This is a genomic window from Candidatus Poriferisocius sp. (assembly GCF_965219775.1).
Lineage (GTDB): Bacteria > Actinomycetota > Acidimicrobiia > Acidimicrobiales > Bin134 > Poriferisocius.
Genome location: NZ_OZ244793.1, coordinates 119,804 through 144,248 on the forward strand (window position 1 = coordinate 119,804; position 24,445 = coordinate 144,248).

The 24,445-nt window shown below is 67.4% G+C and carries 16 protein-coding genes, 3 rRNA genes and 2 pseudogenes; 20 read left to right on the plus strand and 1 reads right to left on the minus strand.

Translation table 11 applies throughout. From position 1 onward, the window contains the following. The first annotated feature begins 80 nt into the window (after positions 1-80). The 13 genes and pseudogenes from pheT (at position 81) to ACOQPQ_RS00650 (ending at position 12,671) form a co-directional block, all read left to right on the plus strand. The gene (gene pheT, locus ACOQPQ_RS00590) at positions 81-2,438 is read left to right on the plus strand and encodes a phenylalanine--tRNA ligase subunit beta (RefSeq protein WP_420637511.1); all 2,358 of its coding nucleotides are present in this window, start codon (positions 81-83) and stop codon (positions 2,436-2,438) included. A gap of 115 nt (positions 2,439-2,553) precedes the next feature. Beyond that, a pseudogene (gene argC, locus ACOQPQ_RS00595) lies at positions 2,554-3,359 on the plus strand (N-acetyl-gamma-glutamyl-phosphate reductase); the annotation flags it as partial. A gap of 33 nt (positions 3,360-3,392) precedes the next feature. Then, entirely contained in the window at positions 3,393-3,518 is a 126-nt protein-coding gene (locus ACOQPQ_RS00600; protein ID WP_420640428.1) for a hypothetical protein, read from the plus strand. Beyond that, positions 3,515-4,672: a bifunctional glutamate N-acetyltransferase/amino-acid acetyltransferase ArgJ gene (gene argJ, locus ACOQPQ_RS00605; protein ID WP_420637512.1), complete on the plus strand. Its 1,158-nt coding sequence runs from the start codon at positions 3,515-3,517 to the stop codon at positions 4,670-4,672. Before ACOQPQ_RS00600 ends, argJ begins: the two co-directional genes overlap by 4 nt. Then, entirely contained in the window at positions 4,669-5,691 is a 1,023-nt protein-coding gene (argB, locus tag ACOQPQ_RS00610) for an acetylglutamate kinase (RefSeq protein ID WP_420637513.1), read from the plus strand. Before argJ ends, argB begins: the two co-directional genes overlap by 4 nt. Further along, on the plus strand, positions 5,688-6,872 hold the full coding sequence (locus ACOQPQ_RS00615; RefSeq protein WP_420637514.1) for an acetylornithine transaminase: 1,185 nt from the start codon (positions 5,688-5,690) through the stop codon (positions 6,870-6,872). The genes argB and ACOQPQ_RS00615 overlap by 4 nt, the downstream gene beginning before the upstream one ends. Next, entirely contained in the window at positions 6,869-7,774 is a 906-nt protein-coding gene (gene argF / locus ACOQPQ_RS00620) for an ornithine carbamoyltransferase (RefSeq protein WP_420637515.1), read from the plus strand. Before ACOQPQ_RS00615 ends, argF begins: the two co-directional genes overlap by 4 nt. Beyond that, positions 7,771-8,214: pseudogene (argR, locus tag ACOQPQ_RS00625) on the plus strand (arginine repressor); the annotation flags it as partial. The gene argF and the pseudogene argR, both read left to right, overlap by 4 nt. A gap of 140 nt (positions 8,215-8,354) precedes the next feature. Then, positions 8,355-9,575 (plus strand): argininosuccinate synthase, encoded by a 1,221-nt coding sequence (locus tag ACOQPQ_RS00630; RefSeq protein WP_420637516.1) that lies wholly within the window; start codon positions 8,355-8,357, stop codon positions 9,573-9,575. A 4-nt stretch (positions 9,576-9,579) separates the two neighbouring features. Further along, positions 9,580-10,980 (plus strand): argininosuccinate lyase, encoded by a 1,401-nt coding sequence (gene argH / locus ACOQPQ_RS00635; RefSeq protein WP_420637517.1) that lies wholly within the window; start codon positions 9,580-9,582, stop codon positions 10,978-10,980. 81 nt (positions 10,981-11,061) lie between these two features. Then, positions 11,062-11,445, plus strand: coding sequence for a hypothetical protein (locus ACOQPQ_RS00640; RefSeq protein WP_420637518.1), 384 nt, complete (start codon positions 11,062-11,064; stop codon positions 11,443-11,445). Positions 11,446-11,511: 66 nt separating this feature from the next. Further along, entirely contained in the window at positions 11,512-12,087 is a 576-nt protein-coding gene (locus ACOQPQ_RS00645; protein WP_420637519.1) for a DNA-3-methyladenine glycosylase, read from the plus strand. Continuing rightward, positions 12,084-12,671, plus strand: a complete 588-nt coding sequence (locus tag ACOQPQ_RS00650; protein ID WP_420637520.1) for an NUDIX hydrolase — start codon at positions 12,084-12,086, stop codon at positions 12,669-12,671. Before ACOQPQ_RS00645 ends, ACOQPQ_RS00650 begins: the two co-directional genes overlap by 4 nt. A gap of 22 nt (positions 12,672-12,693) precedes the next feature. Here the strand turns inward: ACOQPQ_RS00650 and ACOQPQ_RS00655 are convergent, their stop codons facing one another. Then, positions 12,694-13,206, minus strand: coding sequence for a hypothetical protein (locus ACOQPQ_RS00655; protein ID WP_420637521.1), 513 nt, complete (start codon positions 13,204-13,206; stop codon positions 12,694-12,696). Positions 13,207-13,287: 81 nt separating this feature from the next. On the opposite strand from ACOQPQ_RS00655, the gene tyrS reads away from it, so the two are divergent. The 7 genes from tyrS to ACOQPQ_RS00690 all read left to right on the plus strand — a co-directional run bounded on the left by tyrS (position 13,288) and on the right by ACOQPQ_RS00690 (position 24,424). Continuing rightward, positions 13,288-14,574 (plus strand): tyrosine--tRNA ligase, encoded by a 1,287-nt coding sequence (tyrS, locus tag ACOQPQ_RS00660; protein WP_420637522.1) that lies wholly within the window; start codon positions 13,288-13,290, stop codon positions 14,572-14,574. A gap of 402 nt (positions 14,575-14,976) precedes the next feature. After that, a 16S ribosomal RNA gene (locus ACOQPQ_RS00665) occupies positions 14,977-16,492 on the plus strand. Between the two features lie 232 nt (positions 16,493-16,724). Then, positions 16,725-19,820, plus strand: a 23S ribosomal RNA gene (locus ACOQPQ_RS00670). 81 nt (positions 19,821-19,901) lie between these two features. After that, positions 19,902-20,018, plus strand: a 5S ribosomal RNA gene (gene rrf / locus ACOQPQ_RS00675). Together the 16S, 23S and 5S rRNA genes form the textbook arrangement of a ribosomal RNA operon. 311 nt (positions 20,019-20,329) lie before the next feature. Then, positions 20,330-21,232 (plus strand): hypothetical protein, encoded by a 903-nt coding sequence (locus tag ACOQPQ_RS00680; protein WP_420637523.1) that lies wholly within the window; start codon positions 20,330-20,332, stop codon positions 21,230-21,232. Positions 21,233-21,348: 116 nt separating this feature from the next. Continuing rightward, complete coding sequence (locus ACOQPQ_RS00685) at positions 21,349-22,392, plus strand: class I fructose-bisphosphate aldolase (RefSeq protein WP_420640331.1); 1,044 nt, start codon at positions 21,349-21,351, stop codon at positions 22,390-22,392. Positions 22,393-22,531: 139 nt separating this feature from the next. Beyond that, positions 22,532-24,424: a 2-oxoacid:acceptor oxidoreductase subunit alpha gene (locus ACOQPQ_RS00690; RefSeq protein WP_420640332.1), complete on the plus strand. Its 1,893-nt coding sequence runs from the start codon at positions 22,532-22,534 to the stop codon at positions 24,422-24,424. The last annotated feature ends 21 nt before the right edge of the window (positions 24,425-24,445 follow it).

The following is a 24,445-nucleotide window of genomic DNA, read 5'->3' on the forward strand; positions in this document are numbered from 1 at the left end:
CAAGGGCGCGATGGCGGTGTTGTCCATGCCTCGAGCGGGGGACCGATGACAGTCCCGTCAACACTCGAGGTGGGCCTGCGATGAAGGTCCTGTTGAGCTGGCTGCAGGAGTTCGCCCCCGACATCGGTGGCGACCCGGAGGACTTGGCCGAGACCCTCTCCGACCTGGGCCTGGCGGTGGAGGAACTGGCCCAGGTGGGCGGCGGACTCGACGGGATCGTGGTGGCCGAGGTGCTGGCCACCCGACCTCATCCCGACGCCGATCGCATCCAGTTGGTGGACGTGGACGCGGGCGACGGCGAGGGCGTGCAGGTGTGCTGCGGAGCCTTCAACATGGCGGTGGGCGACCGGGTACCGCTGGCCACCGTGGGCACCACCATGCCCAACGGCCTGGAGATCGCCCGGCGCAAAATGCGGGGCCAATGGAGCAACGGCATGCTGTGCTCCGGCGCGGAGATCGGCCTGGGCGACGACCACGAGGGCATTGTGCTGCTGGACCGAGACGTGTCGCTGGGTGCTCCGGTGGCCGAGGCGCTGGGCATCACCCCCGACGTGCTGTTCGACCTGGAGGTGAACCCCAACCGACCCGACGCCATGTCGGTGATGGGAGTGGCCCGCGACCTGGCCGCCCGCCTCGGCGTGCCCTTCACCATCCCCGTCCCCCAGGTGGCCGAGACCAAGCAGCCCGCCGCCGGGCGGGCGTCGGTGGACATCGCTGCGCCCGATCTGTGCGGGCGCTTCGCCGTGCGGGTTCTCGACGGCGTGCCCTCGGGGCCGTCGCCCCGCTGGATGGCCAACCGCCTGCTGGCGGTGGGTCAACGGCCCATCAACGCGGTGGTGGACCTGTCCAACTACGTGATGTTCGAGCTGGGCCAGCCCAACCACACCTACGACCTGGACTTGGTGCCCGACGGCGCGCTGGGCGTGCGCATGGCTCGTGAGGGCGAGCGGTTGACCACCCTGGACGGCGCCGAGCGCACCCTCACCGAGGCCGACGGGGTGATCGTCAACCGCGAGGACGAACCCATCGGTCTGGCCGGGGTGATGGGCGGCGCTTCCACCGAGATCTCCGACGGCACCGGCGCGGTGCTGCTGGAAGCGGCCTGGTGGGATCCCATGACCATCGCCCGCACAGCCCGCCGGCTGGGCCTGCGCTCGGAGGCCTCGGCCCGCTTCGAGCGGGGGACCGATCCCGACATCATTCCCCTGGCCCTGGACCGGTTCGCCGAACTGGCCGCCGCGCTGGGCGCCACCACCGCCACGGGGATGGTCGACGCCACCGGTCACCGGCCACCGTCCATCACCGTGGCGGTGCGACCCCGGCGGGTGAACGCCGTGTTGGGCACGGCCCTCAGCACCGAGGACATGGCCGATGCGCTGGCCCCCATCGGCTTCGACTGCCGCCCCGACGACGCCGGCGAGGGACTTCAGGTGACCATCCCGTCGTGGCGGCCCGATTCGGCCACCGAGATCGATGTGATCGAGGAAGTGGGCCGCATGCACGGCTTCTCCCGGATCGCCCGCACCGTGCCGGTGACCACCCAGGCCGGAACGCTGACCCCCCGCCAACAGGACCGTCGCCGGATCCGGGCGCTGCTCGGCGGCATGGGCCTGAGCGAGGCCATGCCCCTGCCCTTCTTGGCCCCCGGCGATCTGGACCGGGCCGGTTTGGGGGCCGACGGCATCACCGTGACCAATCCGCTGGTGGCCGAGGAGTCGGTGATGCGCACCTCGCTGCGCCCCGGCCTGCTTCGGGCCGTGGCTTACAACGCCGCCCGACGCACCACCGGAGTGTCGCTGTTCGAGATCGGTCGGGTCCACCGGGACGGCGGGGGCGAGCTGCCCGTCGAGGAGGAACACCTGGCCGTGGTCCTGGCCGGTCGGGAGGCACCGGCGGCCACCGCCCTGTGGCGCCGCTTGGCCCGCCACCTGAACGTCGCCCGACCCCAAGTGGTGAACGGCGAGGTGGCCGGCCTTCACCCGGTCCGGTCGGGGCGGGTGCTGGCCGACGGTCGGCCGGTGGGGTCGCTGGGGGAGATCGACCCCCAGGTGCTGGACGCCTACGAGATCGGCGAGCGGGTGGCCTGGCTCGAGGTGGACCTCGACGCCCTGCTGGGTGCCGACCGGGGATTGGCCCCGTACCGGACGCCCAGCCGCTACCCGTCGAGCGACGTGGACCTGGCCTTCGTGGTGCCCGATGACGTGGCCGCCGACGAGGTGGCCGCCACCATCGCCGACGCGGGCGGCGACCTGTTGGCCTCAGTGGCCCTGTTCGACGTGTTCCGCTCCGAACAGCTCGGCGACGACCGCCGCAGCCTGGCCTTCACGTTGCGGTTCGAGGCCCCCGACCGCACGCTGCAGGACGCCGAGGTGGCCACCTCCCGCCAGGCCTGCATCGACGCGGTCACCGCCGCCCACGGGGCGGTGCTGCGCGGCTGAACGCCTTCCGCCATTGGAATTGAATATCTATTCAATGTGATGCATACTATGGCCCATGGGTGAACAGACCCCGACGGCCGTCATCGGAGCCTCGGGCTACGTGGGCGCGGAGCTGATGCGGTTGCTGGCGGGCCACGGCGATTTCGACGTGCGGGTGGTGACCGGGGACACCCAGGCGGGGCGACCGGTGGCCGACCTCTACCCCCACCTGGCCCCGCTCGGCGCCGACCAGGTGTTCCAGGCCTACGATCCGGGCCTGCTGGACGACGTGGAGGTGGCGTTTCTCTCCCTGCCCCACGGACAGTCCATGTCCCTGGCCGCCGAGGTGCGGGACCGGGGCACGGTGGTGATCGACTTGGCCGCCGACTTCCGCCTGTTGGACGCCGACGTGTACCGGCAGTGGTACGGCGCCCCCCACCAAGCCCCCGACTTGCTGGGATCGTTCGCCTACGGGCTGCCCGAATTGTTCCGGGACGAGGTGGCCGACGCCACCGCCGTGGCCGTGCCCGGCTGCTATCCCACCGCCGCCGCCCTGGCCTTGGCCCCGCTGGTCCGTGGGGGCCTCATCGAGCCCGAGGGGATCATCGTGGATGCCGCCAGCGGGGTGTCGGGCGCCGGTCGCCCCCCCAAGGACCACACCACGTTCTGCGCGGTGGACGAGAACTTCGCCGCCTACGGGTTGCTGGATCACCGCCACACCCCGGAAATCGAGCAGGCCACCGGGGCGTCGGTGCTGTTCACCCCCCACCTGGCCCCCATGAACCGGGCATCCTGGCCACCTGCTACGCCAAACCCCGAGGCGAGGCCTCCACCGAGTCCCTGCTGGCCACCCTCGACGGGTTCTACGCCGGCGAGCCCTTCGTGGAGGTGTCCGAGCGGGTGCCGTCCACCAAGGCCACCCTCGGGTCCAACGCCGCCCACCTCACCGCCCGCTTCGACGCTCGTACCAACACCGTGATCGTGTTGTGCGCCATCGACAACCTGGTGAAGGGGGCGGCGGGCCAAGCCGTGCAGTGCGCCAACCTCGTGCTCGGGTGGGAGGAGACCACCGGATTGACCGCCCTGGGGGTGTATCCGTGAGCGTGACCGCAGTGTCGGGATTTGCCGCCGCCGGGGTGGCCGGTGGGATCAAGTCGGGGGGGAGGCCCGACGTGGCCCTGGTGGCCACCGCCGACGGGTCGGCGGTCAGCGCCGCCGGGGTGTTCACCTCCAACCAGATGACGGCCGCGCCGGTGCTGGTGTGCCGGGAGCACCTGGCCGCCACCGGGGGACGGGCCGCCGCGGTGGTGCTCAACAGCGGCAACGCCAACGCGGCCACCGGCGCCCAGGGCATGGCCGACGCCCGCCGCATGTGCGCCGAAACCGCCGCCGCCCTCGGCGTGGCCCCGAGCGAGGTGCTGGTGTGCTCCACCGGGTTGATCGGCTACGCCCTGCCCATGGACGCCGTGTCGGCCGGTATCGCCGCCGCAGCCGGGGCCCGGACGCCCGACGGCGGCCCCGACGCCGCCGAGGCCATCATGACCACCGACACCGTGCCCAAGCAGACCGTGGTCACCGGCGACGGCTTCACCGTCGGCGGCATGGCCAAGGGCGCGGCCATGCTGGAGCCCAACATGGCCACCATGTTGGCCGTGCTGGTGACCGACGCAGCCACCGACCCCGACACCCTCCGCCACGCCCTGCGGTCGGCCGTGGCCGACACGTTCAACACCCTCACCGTGGACGGGGCCCAGTCCACCAACGACACCGTGCTGATCCTGGCCAACGGTCAGGCCGGCCCGGTGGACTCCAGCGCCCTGACCGAGGCGGTGGCCGCCGCGTGCGAACACCTGGCCCTGCAGATGGCCGACGACGCCGAGGGCTCGACCAAGACGGTGTTCCTGCGGGTCACCGGGGCGGCTTCCGACGCCGAGGCGGCCAAGGCGGCCCGGGACACGGCCAACTGCCAGCTCGTGAAGTGCTCCTGGTACGGGCAAGATCCCTACTGGGGGCGCATCGCCTCGGAGATGGGGGCGGCCGGGGTGGCCTTCGACCACACCAAGCTGACCATCGCCTACGGGCCCCACGTGGTGTATCGCCACGGCGAACCGGCCCATCCCCCCGAGTTGGCCGGGTACATGACCAATCGGCGCCTCGACCTGCACGTCGACCTGGGCATGGGCGACGGGTCGGCCCGCATCATCACCACCGACCTCACCCACGCCTACATCGACGAGAACATGGGCACCTCATGAGCCCCGAGGCCACGCACTCGGGCGATCTCGGCCCCGAGGCCACCGCGGGCGGCCCCCTGGGTCTCGGCCCCGAGGCCACGCACTCGGGCGATCTCGGCCCCGAGGCCACCGCGTCGGTGCTCACCCAGGCCCTTCCCTACATTCAGCGGTTCTCCGGGGCCACCGTGGTGGTGAAGTACGGCGGCAGCGCACTGGACGACGACCACCTGGCCCGCTTCGCCGCCGACATCGTGCTCATGGCCTCGGTGGGCATCCGCCCGGTGGTGGTCCACGGCGGGGGCCCGCAGATCGGCGAGATGATGCAGCGGCTGGGACTGCAGCCCCGATTCGTGGACGGGTTGCGGGTGACCGACGCGGAGACCCTGGACATCGCCCGCATGGTGCTGGTGGGCCGGGTGAACCGCGACATCGTCTCGGCCATCAACGTCCACGGACCGCGGGCGGTGGGGGTTTCCGGCGAGGACGCGGGCCTCATCACCGCCCGGGCGCAAAGCCCCGAGCTGGGCTTTGTGGGCACGGTGGACTCGGTCAACACCGCCATCATCGACCGGCTCTTGGACGAGCGGCTGATCCCGGTGGTGTCCACCATCGGGGCCGACGCCACCGGCCAGGCTCTCAACATCAACGCCGACACGGTGGCCGGGATCCTGGCCGGGGCGCTGGGCGCGGCCAAGGCGGTGTTCCTCACCGACGTGGAGGGTCTGTACGCCGACCCCGACGACCCCACCACCCTCATCAGCGAGACCACCGCCGCCGACCTCGACGAGATGATCGCCGCCGGCACGCTCAGCGGGGGAATGATCCCCAAGGCCGAAGCCGCCGTCCATGCCGTGCGCCACGGGGTGGCCTCCGCCCACATGGTGAACGGCACCACCCCCCACGTGCTGCTGCTCGAGCTGTTCACCGACGCCGGGGTGGGCACCATGGTCCGCCCCGACCCCGACCCCGAGTCCGCGGATCGGCACCACCCCGACTCCGACCCCGAGACCCACGACCCGGCTAAGGAGGCCGCCCCATGACCACCCACACCGACGCGGTGGGCGCCGAAGCCGGGCACTGCCCGCTCATGCCCACCTACGGAGCCCCACCGGTGATGTTCGTGCGAGGCCAGGGGTGCTGGCTGTGGGACCGCCAGGGCACCCGCTATCTGGACTTTCTCAGCGGCATCGCGGTGTGCAGCCTCGGCCATGCTCACCCCCGGGTGGCCGACGCGGTGGCCGAACAGGCCCGCACCCTGTGCCATGTGTCCAACCTGTACGCCACCGAGCCCCAGATGCACGTGGCCCGCACCATCGATCACCTGATGGGCGGTGCGCCCGGCCAGGTGTTCTTCGCCAACAGCGGGGCCGAGGCCAACGAGTGCGCCATCAAGCTGGCCCGCAAATGGGGCGGGCGGGGTCGCCACACCGTGCTCAGCGCGGGCCGGTCGTTCCACGGTCGAACCCTGGCCACGCTGCACGCCACCGGTCAGGCCGAAAAGCACGAGGCCTTCCAACCCCTGCCCGAGGGCTTTCGCCACGTGCCCTGGGACGACATCGCCGAGCTGGAACGGGCCGTCGACGAGACCACCGCCGCGGTGCTGCTGGAGCCCATTCAGGGGGAGGGGGGCATCAATGTGCCCTCCGACGGGTACCTCCGGGCGGTGCGCGAGTTGTGCGACGACCGGGGCCTGTTGTTCATGCTCGACGAGGTGCAGACCGGGCTGGCCCGCACCGGTCGCTGGTTCGCCCACCACCACGACGGGGTGGAGCCCGACGTGGTGACCATGGCCAAGGCGCTGGGCAACGGCATGCCCATCGGGGCCTGCTGGGCCCGCACCGAGGTGGCCGCCGCCTTCCAACCCGGCGACCACGCCACCACCTTCGGCGGCCAGCCCCTGGCCGCGTCGGCGGCCAATGCCACGCTGGAGGTGATGCAGGAGCTGGATCTGCCCGCCCAGGCGGCGGGCGCCGGGGCGACGATGACCGCCGCGCTGGAGGCCCTCGACGGGGTGGCCGGTGTGCGGGGCCGGGGCCTCCTGTTGGGCGTGGAACTGGCCGGCGGGCGACCCGCCGGTGAGGTGGTGAGCGCAGCCATGGCCCAGGGGCTGGTCCTGGGCACCGCCGGGGCCACGTCGTTGCGGATTGCCCCGCCCCTGATCATCGACGACGACGAGATCGCCCACGGTGTGGCCGTGCTCGACCGGGTATTGAAGTCGTGAAGCCCCCGGTGCGCCACGTGCTGGAGGTGGACGACCTCAGCGCCGACGAACTGGCCCTCGTGCTCGACGCCGCCGCCCGCCCGCCGGAGAAACCCGTGCTGGCCGGCCGGGGCATGGCCCTGTTGTTCGAGAAGCCGTCGGCCCGTACCCGCCACTCCATGGAGATGGCGGTGGTGCAGCTCGGGGGCCACCCGGTGTCCATCGCCGGCGGCGAGGTGGGCATCGACGCCCGGGAGTCGGCCGAGGACATCGCCCGCACCCTGGCCTGCTACCACGCGGCCATCGGGGCTCGGGTGTTCGACCACCGGGTGTTGGAGCGCATGGCCGCGGTCAGCCCGGTGCCGGTGGTCAACATGCTGAGCGACGCCGCGCACCCCCTGCAGGCGTTGGCCGACCTGTTGACCGTGCAGCAGGAATTCGGGGACGTGGCGGGCCGCACCATCGCCTACGTGGGCGACGCCAACAACGTGGCCCGGTCCTTGGCCATCGGCGCCGCGGTGGCGGGGGCCGAGTTCGCCATGGCCACCCCGGAAGGGCATCGCTTCGCCGACGCCGACCTCGAGCGCATCGCTGCCGCCGGCCGACCCGCCCGGGTGGTGGACGACCCCGCCGAGGCGGTGGACGGGGCCCACGCGGTGTACACCGACGTGTGGGTGTCCATGGGCCAAGAGGAAGAAGCTGCCGAGAGGATGGACGCCTTCGCCGGTCGCTACACCGTGGACGAGCAGTTGATGAGCCGGGCCGCCCCCGACGCCATCTTCCTGCACTGCCTGCCCGCCCGTCCCGGCCTGGAGGTGACCCCCGAGGTGCTCTACGGCGCCCAGAGCCGCATCTGGCCCCAGGCCGAGAACCGGATGCACGCGGCCCGCGCCCTGCTGGCTCTCCTCCTGGACACGCCATGAGACTGGGCAAGAACCAGCGGCAACACCGGATCGCCCAAATCCTGCGCCGGGAGTCGGTGTCCAGTCAGGACCACCTGGTGGAGCTGTTGGCGGCCGAAGGCGTGGTGGCCACCCAGGCCACCGTGTCGCGCGACCTCGACGACCTGGGGGCGCTGAAGGTGCCCACCGGCGGCGGATCGGTGTACGCCATCCCCGAGTTGCCCACCGAGCAGATCGCCCCCGACGACCATCTCCGGCGGGTGCTGGGGGAGTGGGTGGTGGCCGTGGGCTGCTCCGGCAACCTGGTGGTGCTGAACACCCCGCCGGGATCGGCCCACGTGGTGGGATCGGCCATCGACCGCACCTCGGTGCCCGAGGTGCTGGGCACGGTGGCCGGCGACGACACCGTGCTGGTGGTGGCCACCGAGCAGGCCGGAGGCGGGCCGTTGGCCGAGTTCTTCCGGGCCCAGGCCGGGTTGGCGACCCCGACCCCACCCGATCCCGAGGCCGCCACCACCGAGCCCAATGCCACCACCGAGGCCGCCACCACCGAGCCCAATGCCACCACCGAGGCCGCTACCAAGGAAATGGAGAAAAGCCCGTGACCCCGAACCCCAGAGAACTGCGCAAGATCGTGCTGGCCTATTCCGGGGGGCTCGACACCTCGGTCATCTTGCGATGGCTGCAGGACACCTACGGCTGCGAGGTGGTCACCTTCACCGCCGACCTGGGCCAGGGTGAGGAGCTGGAACCGGCCCGGGCCAAGGCCGAGGCCATGGGCGTCGAGCAGATCTACATCGAAGACCTGCGGGAGCGGTTCGCGGCCGACTTCGTCTTCCCCATGTTCCGGGCCAACGCCCTCTACGAGGGGGAGTACCTGTTGGGCACCTCCATCGCCCGCCCGCTCATCGCTCAACGGCTGGTGGAGATCGCCGCGGAAACCGGGGCCGACGCCATCTCCCACGGCGCCACCGGCAAGGGCAACGACCAGGTGCGCTTCGAGCTGGGGGCCTACGCCCTCAACCCCGACATCGCGGTGGTGGCCCCGTGGCGGCTGTGGGACCTGGGCTCACGGGAGAAGCTGGTGGCCTACGCCGCCGAGCACGGCATCCCCATCGAGGCCGAACGGGAGGGCGGCTCGCCGTTCTCCATGGACGCCAACCTGTTGCACATCTCCTATGAGGGCGGCCTGCTGGAGGATCCCTGGGTCGAGCCCCCCGAGGAGATGTGGCGTTGGACCACCGCCCCCGAGCGGGCCCCCGACACCCCCACCGAGATCGAGCTCACCTTCCGGGCCGGGGACATCTGCGCGATCGACGGTCGGCCCCTGTCCCCGGCCGCGGTGCTGGCCGAGCTGAATCGCCTCGGGGGGGTCAACGGCATCGGCCGGCTCGATCTGGTGGAGAACCGCTACGTGGGCATGAAGTCCAGGGGCTGCTACGAGACCCCCGGCGGCACCATCATGTTGAAGGCCCACCGGGCCATGGAGAGCCTCACCCTGGACCGAGAGGTGGCCCACCTCAAGGACGACCTGATGCCCCGCTACGCCGCCCTCATCTACAACGGCTACTGGTGGAGCCCCGAACGGCAGATGCTGCAGGCGGCCATCGACCACTCCCAGCAGCGGGTGAACGGCACCGTGCGGCTCAAGCTGTATCGGGGCACGGTGGCGGTGACCGGCCGGCAGTCGGACCACAGCCTGTTCGACGAGGCGGTGGTCACCTTCGAAGAGGACCAGGGGGCCTATCACCAAGCCGACGCCGAGGGATTCATCAAGCTCCACGCCCTGCGGCTGCGGACCTTGGCCCAACGGGGGGGATGAGCCCGTGAGCACCCTGTGGCACGGACGCTTCGGCGACGAGCCCGCTGAGGAGCTGTTGGCCTACACCGCCAGCGTGGGGTTCGACGTGCGACTGGCCCCCGACGACATCGCCGGGTCGCGGGCCCACGTGCAGATGCTGCACCGAGTGGGCCTGCTCACCGCCGACGAACACGACGCGGTGGCCGCAGCCTTGGACCGGACCGAGACCGAGCTGGCCTCCGGGGAGTTCGTGTTCGCCCCCACCGACGAGGATGTACACACCGCCGTCGAACGGCGGGTGACCGAGTTGGCCGGAGAGGCCGGCGCCAAGCTCCACACCGGGCGCAGCCGCAACGACCAGGTGGCGCTCGATCTGCGCCTGTTTGTGAAGCGGGCGCTGACCGAGACCGCGCGCGACGTGATCGGCCTGCAGCGAGTGCTGCTGGACCGGGCCCAAGCCGCGGGCGACGCCTACCTGCCCGGCTACACCCATCTGCAGCGGGCCCAGCCGGTGCTGTTGGCCCACCAGCTCTTGGCCCACGGTTGGGCGTTGGCCCGTGACGTGGACCGTATGGCCGACGCCCGGGCCCGGGCCGACGTGTGTCCGCTGGGGGCAGGGGCGTTGGCCGGATCGTCGCTGCCGCTCGATCCCGACCACACGGCGGCCACGTTGGGTTTCGCCGCCCGCTTCGAAAACTCCCTCGACGCCGTGTCCGACCGCGATTTTGTCGCCGAAGCGCTGTTCGCCCTGGCGTTGACCGCGGTGCACCTGTCGCGCCTCGGTGAGGAGATCGTGTTCTGGACCTCCGACGAGGTGGGTTTCGCCACTCTGGACGACGCCTACGCCACCGGCAGCTCCATGCTGCCGCAGAAGAAGAACCCCGACGTGGCCGAGCTGGCTCGGGCCAAGAGCGGCCGGGTGATCGGCCACCTCACCGGTCTGCTGGCCACCCTCAAGGGGCTGCCCCTGGCCTACAACCGCGATCTGCAGGAGGACAAGGAGCCCCTGTTCGACTCAGTGGATCAGGTGCGCCTCGGCCTGCGGGCGGTGACCGGCCTGATGGCCACCATCGAGTTCCACCCCGAAGCCTTGGCCGCGGCGGCCGACGCCCCCACCATGGCGGCCACCGACTTGGCCGAGCATCTGGTGGCGGGCGGCATGGCCTTTCGGGAGGCCCACGCCGTGGTCGGCGACTTGGTGCGCCGCAGCCTGGCGGGCGAGGCGCCCTTGGCCGAGTTGGTGCAAGCCGACCCCCGATTGGGGGAGGAGGCCGCCGGATTGCTGGACTCCGGCGTCCCGGTCACCCGCCGGACCACGCCCGGTGGCGCCGGTCCCGCACCGGTGGCCGCCCAGATCGAGCGATTCGGTGCCCGGTTGGGTGCCGACGCCGACCGCTTCTCCCACGACATGGTGCGGGTGGCTTGAGGCAAGTGATGAAATATACTGAAAAGAGCTAAACAATAAGATTGTTGCCTCGAACCGTGAGTGGTGATAGGGTGCGCAGCGATGGAGGCCGCCACCCTCACGATTGCCGACCTGTGGCCCATTCTGGCGACGGTCCTGGGAGCGATGTTGGCGTTCGCGGTCGCCCTCATGCGGATGCTGCACGTCAGCATCCTCGGGGTACACCTCCGTATCGACGAGTCGGAAAGGGCGATGCGAAACCTCATCGAGGAGGTCCGCCGGGAGAACCGAGAACTCATTGAGGAGGTCCGCCGGGAGAACCTGGAGATGCACAGGGAGACCCGGCAACTCATCGAGAAGGTCTACTTCGAGCTGTCAGGGGGGCTGGCAGACGTTCGGGAGCGCTTGTCCCGCATCGAGGGGCACCTGGGGTTCTGGCCGTCGCCCCTCGCTGACGATCCCCCGGCCGCCGCCCAGGCCGACTGACCACCCCGCCCACTGGGCAGCGAACAGGCCACAAGGGCGGGAGTCCTCTGCCGTAGTCTCGTGTCGATGCGGCTGGGTGAGGGGTTCTTTGGTCGGGATGTGTTGGTGGTGGCGCCGGAGTTGTTGAACAAGGTGTTGGTGGCGGGGGGTTGCCGGGGTCGGATCGTGGAGGTGGAGGCCTACGGCGGGGCCGATGACCCGGCCAGCCATGGGTACCGGGGGATGACTCCTCGAACGGAGGTGATGTTCGGCCCGCCGGGGAAGCTCTACGTGTACTTCACCTACGGCATGCACTGGTGCGCCAACGTGGTGTGCGGGGCCGACGGCGAGTGTGCCGCCGTGTTGCTGCGGGCGCTGACCCCCCTGGACGGTGTGGAGGTCATGCGGGAACGCCGTCCCAAAGCCCGCCGGGACCGAGACCTGTGCAGCGGCCCGGCCAAACTCACCGCCGCCCTGGGCATCGACGGCGACCACAACGGCGCCGATCTGGTGTCGGCCTCGCACGGCATCGAGATCCGAGACGACGGCACCCCGCCCCCCGCCGCTCCGACACAAACCGGTCGAGTCGGGGTGACCCGAGCCGCCGACCGTCCCTGGCGCTGGAACGTCCCCGCCTCCCCCGACGTTTCGAGGCCTTCGTGACGGTTCGTGGTGACGCCGGTCTCGGTGGAGGTAACGACCTGGAGGAGGCTCGGCTGGTGCTGGGGGGAATGGATGATCCGCTGGTGGGGCGGTTCTTGGCCTTGATGAATGCCCATCCCGATGCGCTGGACCGGCGCTGTCGTCCGGGGCATCTGACCGGCTCGGCGCTGGTGCTGGACGCCACCGGCACCGAGACGCTGCTGTTGTTGCACACCAAGCTGGGCCGCTGGCTGCAGCCCGGCGGACACGCCGACGGCGACGGCAACCTGGCTCGGGTGGCGTTGCGAGAGGCCACCGAGGAAACCGGCATCCCGGGCCTGCGCATCCATCCCACCCCGGTGCAACTCGACATCCACCGGGTGGCCCCGCCCACCGAGGACGCCCACCTCCACTACGACGTGAGGTTCCTGGTGCTGGCCCCGGCCGACGCCCAACCCCAGCCCAACCACGAGTCCCAGGCCCTGCGCTGGGTGCCGCTGGACGGACTGGCCGACATGGGCTGCGACCCCGGCCTGATCGCCCTCGGCGCCATCGCCCAAGCCGGCGAGATTCCGTTCCCGGTGATCGAGGATCGACCGGGGTGATCCAGGCTTGACCGGCTGAGCCTCAGCCGATGTCGAGCGGATCGCCGCAGGAGGGCATCCGGTTGCGGCCGGCGAAAGCGTCCAACAGGGCGTCCACCCCGTCGCCTCGTTCGGGATCCACGGTCACCCGGAACTGACGGTCCTCACCCGCCCGCAAAGCCTCGGCATGGGCCAAGCGGTCGCCCAGGTACACGTCCCAGCTTCCCAGCCACAAACCCACCAGCTCCCGGTCGTCGTCGCCTGCCGGTGGCGTCGCCGCCAGGTCAGCGGTCATGTCGGCCAGCACCCCGGTGGAGGCCTCGATCTGATCGGCCCGGTCGTCCAGGTCCACGGCGTCGCGAGCGCCGGGGAGCCGTTCCAGGGCGGAGCGGGCCTCCGCACACCGTTCCTCGGCCCGGTCGACCCATTCCCGGTCGTCCAGGAGATCCGGATTCTCGTCACCGAAGAACCAGATGGTGGCCCCGATCCAGAACACGGCAAACAGCAACACGACCGCGAGGCCCACCACCCGCACCGCCCGCTTCCTGTCCGCCATCTACCGCACGCTCCGACTGGATCGGCTCAACCTCGCCACCGGCACCCAAGGTCGCCGGCCCGTACCGCTAGCATTCGCTCGGTGCTGGAGGAATTGGAAGCCCGCGGCCTGGTGCAGGACACCACCGACCGGGACGAGTTGGTCCGGCGGCTGGGCAGCGGACCGATCGGGGTGTATCACGGCATTGACCCTACGGCCAGCTCCCTGCACTTGGGCAACCTCATCGGGGTGCTGGTCTTGCGGCGCTTCCAGGAAGCGGGCCACCGGCCCATCGCCCTGGTGGGCGGGGCCACCGGGATGGTGGGCGATCCCAGCGGGCGGGCCGGTGAACGCAGCCTGCTCGACGACGACACGCTGGCCGCCAACCTCGCCGGCATCCGCAGCCAGTTGGAGAAGCTGCTCGACTTCGACGGCGGCGCCGAGCTGGTCAACAACTACGACTGGACCCGAGACATCACGCTCATCGAATTCCTGCGGGACGTCGGCAAGCACGCCACCGTGAATCAGATGGCGGCCAAGCACTCGGTGCGCAGCCGGTTCGAGAGCGACAGCGGGATTTCCTTCACCGAGTTCACCTACATGCTGCTGCAGGCCTACGACTACTGGTGGCTGCACACCCACCGGCAGTGCGAGTTGCAGATCGGGGGCTCCGATCAGTGGGGCAACATCACCGCGGGCGTGGACCTCATCCGCCGTCGGGCCGGTACGTCGGTCCACGGTCTCACTTGGCCGTTGCTCACCCGGGCGGACGGGGCCAAGTTCGGAAAGACGGCCGACGGGGCCGTGTGGCTCGATCCCCGCCAGACCAGTCCCTATCGCTTCCACCAGTACTTCGTGCAGGTGGCCGACGAGGATGTGGCGTCGCGCCTGTTGGAGTTCACCTTGCTGCCGGTGTCCGAGATCGCCGAATTGGTGGAGGCCCACCGGCAACATCCCGAACGGCGGGCAGCCCAGCACACCCTGGCCAACGAGGTGACCACCTTGATTCACGGTCGGGCCGCGGCCGGCGCCGCCGAGAACGCGGCCCGGATCCTGTTCGGCTCCCCGGTGGACGACATGGACGAGGCCGCCTTCGAAGCGGTGGCCGCCGAAGTGCCCACCACCGACCTGATCCTGACCCCTGATGGAGGGTTCGACCCGGATGCCAGCGCCTTCGATCTGGTGACCCTGCTGGCCACCACCGGGCTGGCCACCTCGAAGGGGGATGCCCGTCGGGGGTTGTCGGAGGGCTCGGTGTACGTGAACAACCGGAGGGTGTCCGCCGAGGCCCCGGCGGTGTCGACCGACTGCCTGCTGCGGGGGCGGTACCTGCTGCTCCGGCGGGGCAAGCGCCGCCACCACCTGCTGCGAGTGCCTCCGGTTTCGTGACCGGACGCCGCCGGACGGAGAGGCCTCGGAAAGTCCAGCGGTTGAGTTGACGCTTGCGGTCAGGGCCGGTAGCGTGAGCACCCGCCTCTGACAAGGGTCTCCCTCGGGTGGCCCCAGCGGCAGAGCAAGGTCCGGCTGGTCCGGGCCGAAGCGGTGCTCCCACTCGGGTAACCGCCTCACGCTCCTTGAAAACGGAAGAGAGGACGGAAAAGCCAGTGCGGGCGACGGCGGGGCGCACCTCGCGACCATGTCGTCGACCTGACACAATTCCAAGGAAACCAAGTCAGGGAGGGTCTCGACCCTCGTGACTTTCCGGAATCGCTTTGTCTCGCCGAGGTTCTGACGCGAGACGAGCACCTGATCGACGGTTGCGCCCCCCGCGGGGAGATGCAGCCCGAGATGTTGACGGAGAGTTTGATCCTGGCTCAGGACGAACGCTGGCGGCGTGCCTAACACATGCAAGTCGAACGAGGTCGCCTTCGGGCAATGACCAAGTGGCGAACGGGTGCGTAACACGTGAGGAACCTGCCCCGAAGACTGGGACAACCACGGGAAACTGTGGCTAATACCAGATGCCCTCCGCTGATCGCATGATCGGCAGAGGAAATGCTCCGGCGCTTCGGGAGGGTCTCGCGGCCTATCAGCTTGTTGGTGAGGTAACGGCTCACCAAGGCATTGACGGGTAGCTGGTCTGAGAGGACGATCAGCCACACTGGGACTGAGACACGGCCCAGACTCCTGCGGGAGGCAGCAGTGGGGAATCTTGCGCAATGGGCGAAAGCCTGACGCAGCAACGCCGCGTGGGGGATGAAGGCTCTCGGGTTGTAAACCCCTTTCAGCAGGGACGAAAATGACGGTACCTGCAGAAGAAGCCCCGGCCAACTACGTGCCAGCAGCCGCGGTGACACGTAGGGGGCGAGCGTTGTCCGGAATTATTGGGCGTAAAGAGCTCGTAGGCGGTTTAGTAAGTCAGATGTGAAAGGTTGGGGCTCAACCCTAAGACTGCATCCGATACTGCTATGACTAGAGTCCGGTAGAGGAGTGTGGAATTCCTGGTGTAGCGGTGAAATGCGCAGATATCAGGAGGAACACCGACGGCGAAGGCAGCACTCTGGGCCGGTACTGACGCTCAGGAGCGAAAGCGTGGGTAGCAAACAGGATTAGATACCCTGGTAGTCCACGCCGTAAACGTTGGGCACTAGGTGTGGGGCCTTATCAACGGGTTCCGTGCCGTAGCTAACGCATTAAGTGCCCCGCCTGGGGAGTACGGCCGCAAGGCTAAAACTCAAAGGAATTGACGGGGGCCCGCACAAGCGGCGGAGCATGTTGCTTAATTCGAGGCAACGCGAAGAACCTTACCTGGGTTTGACATGTACGGAAAAGCCATAGAGATATGGTGTCCTTCGGGGCCGTACACAGGTGGTGCATGGCTGTCGTCAGCTCGTGTCGTGAGATGTTGGGTTAAGTCCCGCAACGAGCGCAACCCTCGTCCTATGTTGCCAGCACGTTATGGTGGGGACTCGTAGGAGACCGCCGGGGTCAACTCGGAGGAAGGTGGGGACGACGTCAAGTCATCATGCCCCTTATATCCAGGGCTGCAAACATGCTACAATGGCCGGCACAACGGGCAGCGACACCGCGAGGTGGAGCGAATCCCTTAAAACCGGTCTCAGTTCGGATTGGAGTCTGCAACTCGACTCCATGAAGTCGGAGTCGCTAGTAATCCCGGATCAGCAACGCCGGGGTGAATACGTTCCCGGGCCTTGTACACACCGCCCGTCACACCACGAAAGTCGGCAACACCCGAAGTCAGTGGCCTAACTCTTTTGAGAGGGAGCTGCCGAAGGTGGGGTTGGCGATTGGGGTGAAGTCGTAACAAGGTAGCCGTACCGGAAGGTGCGGCTGGATCACCTCCTTTCTAAGGAGTTCCGTTTCCGCTTGTTTCCGCCACCCGGGGGGGACAAGTTCGGATACTCCCAGTTGATGCACTGGCTGCTCCTGTTCTCTCTTCCGTTTTGAGGGAGCGTGACCTTCACGCTCGAGGCTCTGTTCGACCGGCACACCGCCGGCGGGCACCCTCTGGAGCCTTTTGAGAACTGCATAGCGAGCACGAGCATCTGATCGAATAAGAGTTCTTCGATGTATGAATCTTCCAAGCTACGAAGAGCCAACGGTGGATGCCTTGGTGCCTACGACCGATGAAGGACGTGAGAGGCTGCGATAAGCCTCGGGGAGCTGCCGACTGAGCTTCGATCCGGGGATGTCCGAATGGGGAAACCTGATACCCGTCACGGGGTATCACTCCGGTGTGAACACATAGCACCGGTAGAGGGAACCAGGTGAACTGAAACATCTAAGTAACCTGTAGGAAAGGAAAGCAACCGCGACTCCCTTAGTAGCGGCGAGCGAAAAGGGAAGAGCCTAAACCGTGCCGGTGGAATAGCCTGGTGGCGTTGCCGGTCCGGTGTTGTGGGGCCTCAGAGGAGGAGCGCCAGATCCTCCACGAAGTTACAAACGTGCGTGGTAGTGGAATCGTTCTGGAATGGCGAGCCGCAGGGGGTAAGAGCCCCGTACACGAAACTACTGCACACTTCGCTGAGTGTCCCCGAGTAGCGCCGTTGCCGTGTAATTCGGCGTGAATCTGCGAGGACCACCTCGTAAGGCTAAGTATATGTAGGCAACCGATAGTGAACTAGTACCGTGAGGGAAAGGTGAAAAGTACCCCGGGAGGGGAGTGAAATAGTACCTGAAACCGTTGGTTTACAAGCAGTCAGAGCGTCGTCTCAACCCGATGATCTTCGGATCATCAATCTGAGATCGCGATGGCGTGCCTTTTGAAGAATGAGCCAACGAGTTACGGTATGTGGCGAGATTAACCTGTGAAGGGAAGTCGGAGCGAAAGCGAGTCATAACTGGGCGTACAGTCGCATGCCGTAGACCCGAAGCCGGGTGATCTATTCATGGGCAGTGTGAAGCGGGGGTAAGACTCCGTGGAGGCGCGAACCGACCTAGGTTGAAAACTGGGCGGATGACCTGTGAATAGGGGTGAAAGGCCAAACAAACCCGGAGATAGCTGGTTCTCCGCGAAATGCATTTAGGTGCAGCGTTGTGCGTTCAACCATGGAGGTAGAGCACTGGATGGGCTAGGGGGCCGACAAGCTTACCGACCTCAGCCAAACTCCGAATGCCATGGTTCCAGAGCACAGCAGTGAGACCCCGGGGGATGAGCTTCGGGGTCGAAAGGGAAACAGCCCAGACCGCCAACTAAGGTCCCTAATTTCTAGCTAAGTGGTAAACGATGTGGGATTGCACAGACAGCCAAGAGGTTGGCTTAGAAGCAGCCATCCTTGAAAGAGTGCGTAACAGCTCACTGGTCGAGTGATCCTGCGCGGACAATGTAACGGGGCTAAAGCTAGAAACCGAAGTTGCGGATTTCTGCCGTACGGCAGGAGTGGTAGCGGAGCGTCGGTCTTGGAGTGAAGCGGCAGCGTAAGCTGACGTGGACTGAGGCCGAGTGAGAATGTTGGTATGAGTAGCGAGAGAGGGGTGAGAAACCTTTCCGCCGAAAGCCCAAGGGTTCCTGGGGAAGGCTAATCCTCCCAGGGTGAGTCGGGAGCTAAGGCGAGGCCGACAGGCGTAGTCGATGCACAACCGGTTGATATTCCGGTACCGCTGTGAACGCGTCCAGGCTTAACCGGTGTTGCTAAGGGGATGCCTGTCCCGGTAAGGGACAGGAGAAACCGACCCACACCGGAGCGGCCAGCAACGCGGGGACGCAGAGAGGTAGGTGAACCCAGGCGATGGTTGTCCTGGGGTAAGCGTGTAGGGTGAGGCCCAGGTAAGTCCGGTCCTCATGAAGCCTGAGGCGTGATACCGAACCGCATGAGGTGAAGTCACTGATCCTGTACTGCCAAGAAAAGCCGCTAGCGAGCTTTCACAGCGCCCGTACCCCAAACCAACACAGGTGGGCAGGTAGAGAATACCAAGGCGATTGGGAGAACTGTGGTTAAGGAACTCGGCAAATTACATCCGTAACTTTGGGATAAGGATGACCCCAGTAAAGTGATGGGCCTCGCGCCCGGAGCTTGATCGGGTGGCACAAACCAGGGGAAAGCGACTGTTTACTAAAAACACAGCAGCGTGCGAAGTCGTAAGACGCAGTATACGCTGTGACGCCTGCCCGGTGCCGGAAGGTTACGGGGAGGGGTTAGCCGTAAGGCGAAGCTCTGAACCTAAGCCCCGGTAAACGGCGGCCGTAACTATAACGGTCCTAAGGTAGCGAAATTCCTTGTCGGGTAAGTTCCGACCTGCACGAATGGCGTAACGACTTTCCCACTGTCTCAACCACAGACCCAGCGAAATTGAAGTACGAGTAAAGATGCTCGTTAGCTACAGAAGGACGGAAAGACCCCGTGGACCTTTACTACAGCTTGATATTGGTGTTTGGTATGTGTTGTGTAGGATAGGTGGGAGACTTGGAAGCATGGACGCTAGTTTGTGTGGAGTCAACCTTGAAATACCACTCTGCTCATGCTGGGCATCTAACTTAGGCCCGTTATCCGGGTTGAGGACAGTGTCAGGTGGGTAGTTTGACTGGGGCGGTCGCCTCCCAAAGAGTAACGGAGGCGCCCAAAGGTTCCCTCAGCCTGGTTGGCAATCAGGCGTCGAGTGTAATGGCACAAGGGAGCTTGACTGCGAGACCGACGGGTCGAGCAGAAACGAAAGTTGGGCATAGTGATCCGGCGGTTGCGTGTGGAAGCGCCGTCGCTCAACGGATAAAAGGTACCCCGGGGATAACAGGCTCATCTTCCCCAAGAGTCCATATCGACGGGAAGGTTTGGCACCTCGATGTCGGCTCATCGCATCCTGGGGCTGAAGCAGGTCCCAAGGGTTGGGCTGTTCGCCCATTAAAGCGGTACGCGAGCTGGGTTTAGAACGTCGTGAGACAGTTCGGTCCCTATCCTCTGTAGCCGAAGGTGATTTGAGGAAGGCTGTCCCTAGTACGAGAGGACCGGGACGGACGCAGCTCTCGTGTGCCAGTTGTCCTGCCAAGGGCATGGCTGGTTAGCGACCTGCGGAAAGGATAACCGCTGAAAGCATCTAAGTGGGAAGCCTGTTCCAAGATGAGATCACCCACCGGGATAACCGGGTAAGGCCCGTGGCAGAACACCACGTTGATAGGCCGGAAGTGTACGCATGGCGACATGTTTAGCTGACCGGTACTAATCGGCCGAGGGCTTGGTTCTACATCAACTCGAATTCGGACAGTTGCTTGTGCTCGCTATGGAGTTCTTGAGGCACTCCCTCGTGTCAAGAACAGAAAAGGTTTCGGTGGCGATGGCGGTGGGGTCACACCCGTTCCCATTCCGAACACGGAAGTTAAGCCCACCAGCGCCGATGGTACTTGGGTGGAGACGCCCTGGGAGAGTAGGTCGCCGCCGGATTTCGCACACGCGGGGAGCCGATCGGCTCCCCGCTTTCGTTTGCGGGTGGTGTGAGGCAATCGCTCCGGTAGGCTGACACCGTGTCCTCCGGAGGAGGGTCTGCTCGCAGGCCCGCAAATCGCAAGAGACCTCCGCAGAAGCGGACCCAGCAGAACCGAGTGCCGTCGGGCCCGTCGGGGCGCCAGGGCAACAGAGCCCGTGGGCCGCAAACCCGCGGCAAGGATGGCCCGCCGCGAGGCAGAAGAACTTCCGGCGGGCGGCCGCGTGGTCGTGAAACGTCGGTTCCGGCTCCCCCCAAGGGACCTCGGGGGATGGGAGCGGTGGCCCGCAAGGGGGCGGCCAAGGTGGTGGAGCCGCCCTTGGAATCCGAAAAGCCGACCGGGCCTGAAGCGGAGGCCGTTGAGGGATCGCCCGAGGAAGTGGAGGAGGCTCGTCTTCGAGCGGAGCGCAGAGCGGCCCGACAGGCCCGAAGTCGGCAGTTGCGGGCCGAGGCCCACGAGGCGGTGCAGCGGGGCGGCCTGGATGAGGTCGTCGCCGGTTCGTCGGACGGCTTCTCCCGAGGCCGTCGGCGTGGGCCGTTGCCCGACGGCGGTCCGGTGTCCAAGGCGCAATCCCTGGAGGAGGCAGTGGGCCCTCGCCACGCCCCGCGCTATCGCCAGCGGCTGGAGCGAGCCGAAGCCGCCTTTGGGGTGGAGGATTTTCACAAGGCCTGGCAGACCCTGGACGGTATGGCCAAGGATGCCCCCCGGGTGCCCGAGGTGCGGGAGCTGACCGGGCTGACCCTGTACCGGCTGGGGCGTTGGGCGGCGGCCACGGTGGAACTGGAGGCATTGCGAGAGCTCACCGGCCGCACCGACCTCCACCCGGTTCTGGCCGATTGTCACCGGGCCCAGCAACGATGGGCGGACGTCGGCGATCTGTGGGCCGAGTTGCGGGCTTCGTCTGCGAGCAAGGCGGTGCTCACCGAGGGCCGGATCGTGGCGGCCGGGGCCCTGGGCGACCGAGGGCAGCTCACCGAGGCGGTTCGCCTCCTCTCGGTTGACTTTCAGTTGCCCCGACGGGCCAAGGAGCATCATCTGCGGCAGGCCTACGCCCTGGCCGATCTGTGCGAGCGGGCTGGGGAGATTCCCCGGGCCCGCGAGCTGTTCGGCTGGTTGAGGGACCAGGACGAACTCTACGTGGACGTGGCCGAGCGGCTGGCCGCTCTTCGGTAGCAACGAATCCACCCTTCGACGGAGAAAAGTCCTTCGGGAATGCCCCAGGCGATTTCGGCCCGCCGGTAAGGTGAGGTGTCGTCGGCACCGGGCGCAAAGGAGCGCAGATCGTGGACATCGCAGCACTGTTGGGTGAGGAGGCCGAGTCACTGCTCGGGCACCAGTCCAAGACCATCCCCCGGGAGGATCTCCACCTCCCCGGCCCCGACTTCGTGGATCGGGTGATGGCGGTCACCGACCGTTCCCCCCAGGTGCTGCGCAACCTGCAATCCCTGTTCGACCACGGCCGGCTGGGGGGCACCGGCTACGTGTCGATCCTCCCGGTGGATCAGGGCATCGAACACTCGGGGGCGGCCTCGTTTGCCCCCAACCCCCGCTATTTCGACCCGGCCGGCATCGTGGAGCTGGCCGTGGAGGGGGGCTGCAACGCGGTGGCCTCCACCTTCGGCGTGTTGGGGGCCACCTCTCGCCGCTTCGCCCACCGCATTCCCTTCATCGTGAAGCTGAACCACAACGAACTGCTCACCTACCCCAACACCTTCGACCAGGTGATGTTCGGGTCGGTGGAACAGGCCTACGACCTGGGGGCGGCGGGCGTGGGCGCCACCGTCTACTTCGGTTCCGAGGAGTCCAATCGCCAGCTCCAGGAGGTGGCCGAGGCCTTCCATCGGGCCCACGAATGCGGGATGTTCACCGTGCTGTGGTGCTACCTGCGGAACTCGGGTTTCAAGGTCGACGGCACCGACTACCACGCCTCGGCCGATCTGACCGGCCAGGCCAACCACCTGGGGGTCACCATCGAGGCCGACATCATCAAGCAGAAGCTCCCCGAGAACAACGGCGGCTACACCGCCTTGGGGTTCGGAAAGACCCACCCGCTGGTCTACGACGAGCTGTCCACCGACCACCCCATCGACCTCACCCGCTGGCAGGTGGCCAACTGTTACATGGGCCGCATCGGGCTCATCAACTCCGGCGGGGCCTCATCGGGCGCCGGCGATCTGGCCGAGGCGGTGCGCACCGCGGTGATCAACAAGCGGGCCGGGGGCCTCGGCCTGATCAGCGGCCGCAAGGCCTTCCAACGCCCGATGGCCGACGGCGTGGAACTCCTCCACGCCATCCAGGACGTTTACCTCAATCAGTCCGTCACCATCGCCTGAACATCCCGCCCCCATCTCCGGTGGGAGCGGAGCAGCCTTCGAGGCAGACTCGCTCTGGGGCCGACGAGGATGTGCCACTTGAGGGGGCGCAGTGGGTAGCCTCTGAACTCGGCGTCGCTGGGGCGAAGGGCCATCTGGGATCAAGGAGGATTCCGTGACTGACACCGTGCCGAGAACCATCGGGACGCGCGAGATGAACCGGCTGGTGGTTCGCTTCGCAGGGGACTCCGGCGACGGAATGCAGCTCACCGGCGACCGCTTCACCAGCGCCAGCGCCTTGTTCGGCAACGACCTGGCCACCCTGCCCGAATTCCCCGCCGAGATCCGGGCCCCCCAGGGCACCCTGGCCGGGGTGTCGGCCTTCCAGGTGCAGGTGTCGGATCACGACATCACCACGCCGGGCGACGCCCCCAACGTGTTGGTGGCCATGAACCCGGCGGCCCTCCGCAAGGAGCTGGTCCACCTGGAGTTCGGCGGAACGGTCATCGTCAACCAGGACGCCTTCGTGGAGCGCAATCTGGCCAAGGCCGGCTTCGAGACCAATCCCCTCGACGACGGCAGCCTGGACAACTACACCCTGTTCCGGGTGCCGATGACCACCATCACCAAGGAGGTCTGCAAGGACCTGGGGGTCAAGCCCCGTGACGCCGAGCGGTCCAAGAACTTCTTCGCCCTCGGCCTGCTCTCCTGGCTCTACAACCGCCCGGCCGAGCCCACCCTGGAGTGGATCTCGGCCAAGTTCAAGCGCCAGCAACTGATCGCCGACGCCAACACCGCCGCCTTCAAGGCGGGCATGGCCTTCGGGGAGACCGCCGAGCTGTTCGACTTCACCTACGAGGTGAAGCCCGCCGTGCTGGAACCGGGCACCTACACCAACGTGAACGGCAACACCGCCCTGTCGTGGGGGCTGGTGGCCGCCAGCCAGCGGGCCAAGGTCCCCTTGTTCCTGGGCTCCTACCCCATCACCCCGGCCAGCGACATCCTCCACGAGCTGAGCCAGCGCAAGAACTTCGGCGTCCGCACCCTGCAGGCCGAGGACGAGATCGCCGCGGTCTGCGCCGCTTTGGGCGCCTCGTTCGGCGGCAACCTCGGGGTGACCACCACCAGCGGGCCGGGCATCGCCCTCAAGGGGGAGACCATCGGGCTGGCCGTGAGCCTCGAGCTGCCCCTGTTGGTGATCAACATCCAGCGGGGCGGACCGTCCACCGGACTGCCCACCAAGACCGAGAGCGCCGATCTCATGCAGGCCATGTACGGTCGCCACGGCGAATCGCCGGTGCCCATCGTGGCCGCCTACAGCCCCTCGCAGTGCTTCTTCGCCGCCATCGAGGCCTCCCGCATCGCCCTCAAGTACCGCACCCCGGTGATCCTGCTGTCCGACGGCTACCTGGCCAACGGCAGTGAGCCCTGGCGCCTGCCCGACGTGGCCACGCTGCCCGACTTGACGGTGGAGTTCGCCACCGCCCCCAACCACACCGAGGCCGACGGCACCGAGGCGTACTGGCCCTATCTGCGCGACCCCGAGACCATGGCCCGTCCCTGGGCGGTTCCCGGCACGCCCGGTCTCACCCACCGCATCGGCGGCATCGAAAAGGAGGACGGCACCGGCAACATCAACTACGAGCCCGACAACCACGGCTACATGGTGAAGCTGCGCCAGGACCGCATCGCCCACATCGCCCACGACATTCCTCCCACCATGCTGGAGGGCGACGTGGACGACGCCGATCTGCTGGTGGTGGGCTGGGGTTCCACCTGGGGGGCCATCACCAGCGCGGTCATGCGAGCCCGTTCCGAGGGACACAAGGTGGCCCACGCCCACGTCACCCACCTGAACCCCCTGCCCGGCGACCTGGGCGACATCCTGCGGCGTTATCCCAAGGTGCTGGTGCCGGAGATGAACCTGGGCCAGTTCTGCCGGGTCATCCGGGCCGAGTTCCTGGTGGACGCCCGGTCGGTCGCCAAGGTGGAGGGGGTACCTTTCACCGCCGCCGAGTTGCACGCCCACATCGTCGGAGCCCTCGATGACTGACGCTCCCCGCTCGACCGAGGC

What these genes read in the sequence shown, in the direction of transcription:
- pheT (WP_420637511.1), top strand. Translation starts at nt 81, where the DNA reads ATGAAGGTCCTGTTGAGCTGGCTGCAGGAGTTCGCCCCCGACATCGGT.
- argB (WP_420637513.1), top strand. Translation starts at nt 4,669, where the DNA reads ATGAGCCCCGAGGCCACGCACTCGGGCGATCTCGGCCCCGAGGCCACC.
- ACOQPQ_RS00615 (WP_420637514.1), top strand. Translation starts at nt 5,688, where the DNA reads ATGACCACCCACACCGACGCGGTGGGCGCCGAAGCCGGGCACTGCCCG.
- ACOQPQ_RS00640 (WP_420637518.1), top strand. Translation starts at nt 11,062, where the DNA reads ATGGAGGCCGCCACCCTCACGATTGCCGACCTGTGGCCCATTCTGGCG.
- ACOQPQ_RS00645 (WP_420637519.1), top strand. Translation starts at nt 11,512, where the DNA reads ATGCGGCTGGGTGAGGGGTTCTTTGGTCGGGATGTGTTGGTGGTGGCG.
- ACOQPQ_RS00655 (WP_420637521.1), bottom strand. Translation starts at nt 13,206, where the DNA reads ATGGCGGACAGGAAGCGGGCGGTGCGGGTGGTGGGCCTCGCGGTCGTG.
- ACOQPQ_RS00680 (WP_420637523.1), top strand. Translation starts at nt 20,330, where the DNA reads ATGGGAGCGGTGGCCCGCAAGGGGGCGGCCAAGGTGGTGGAGCCGCCC.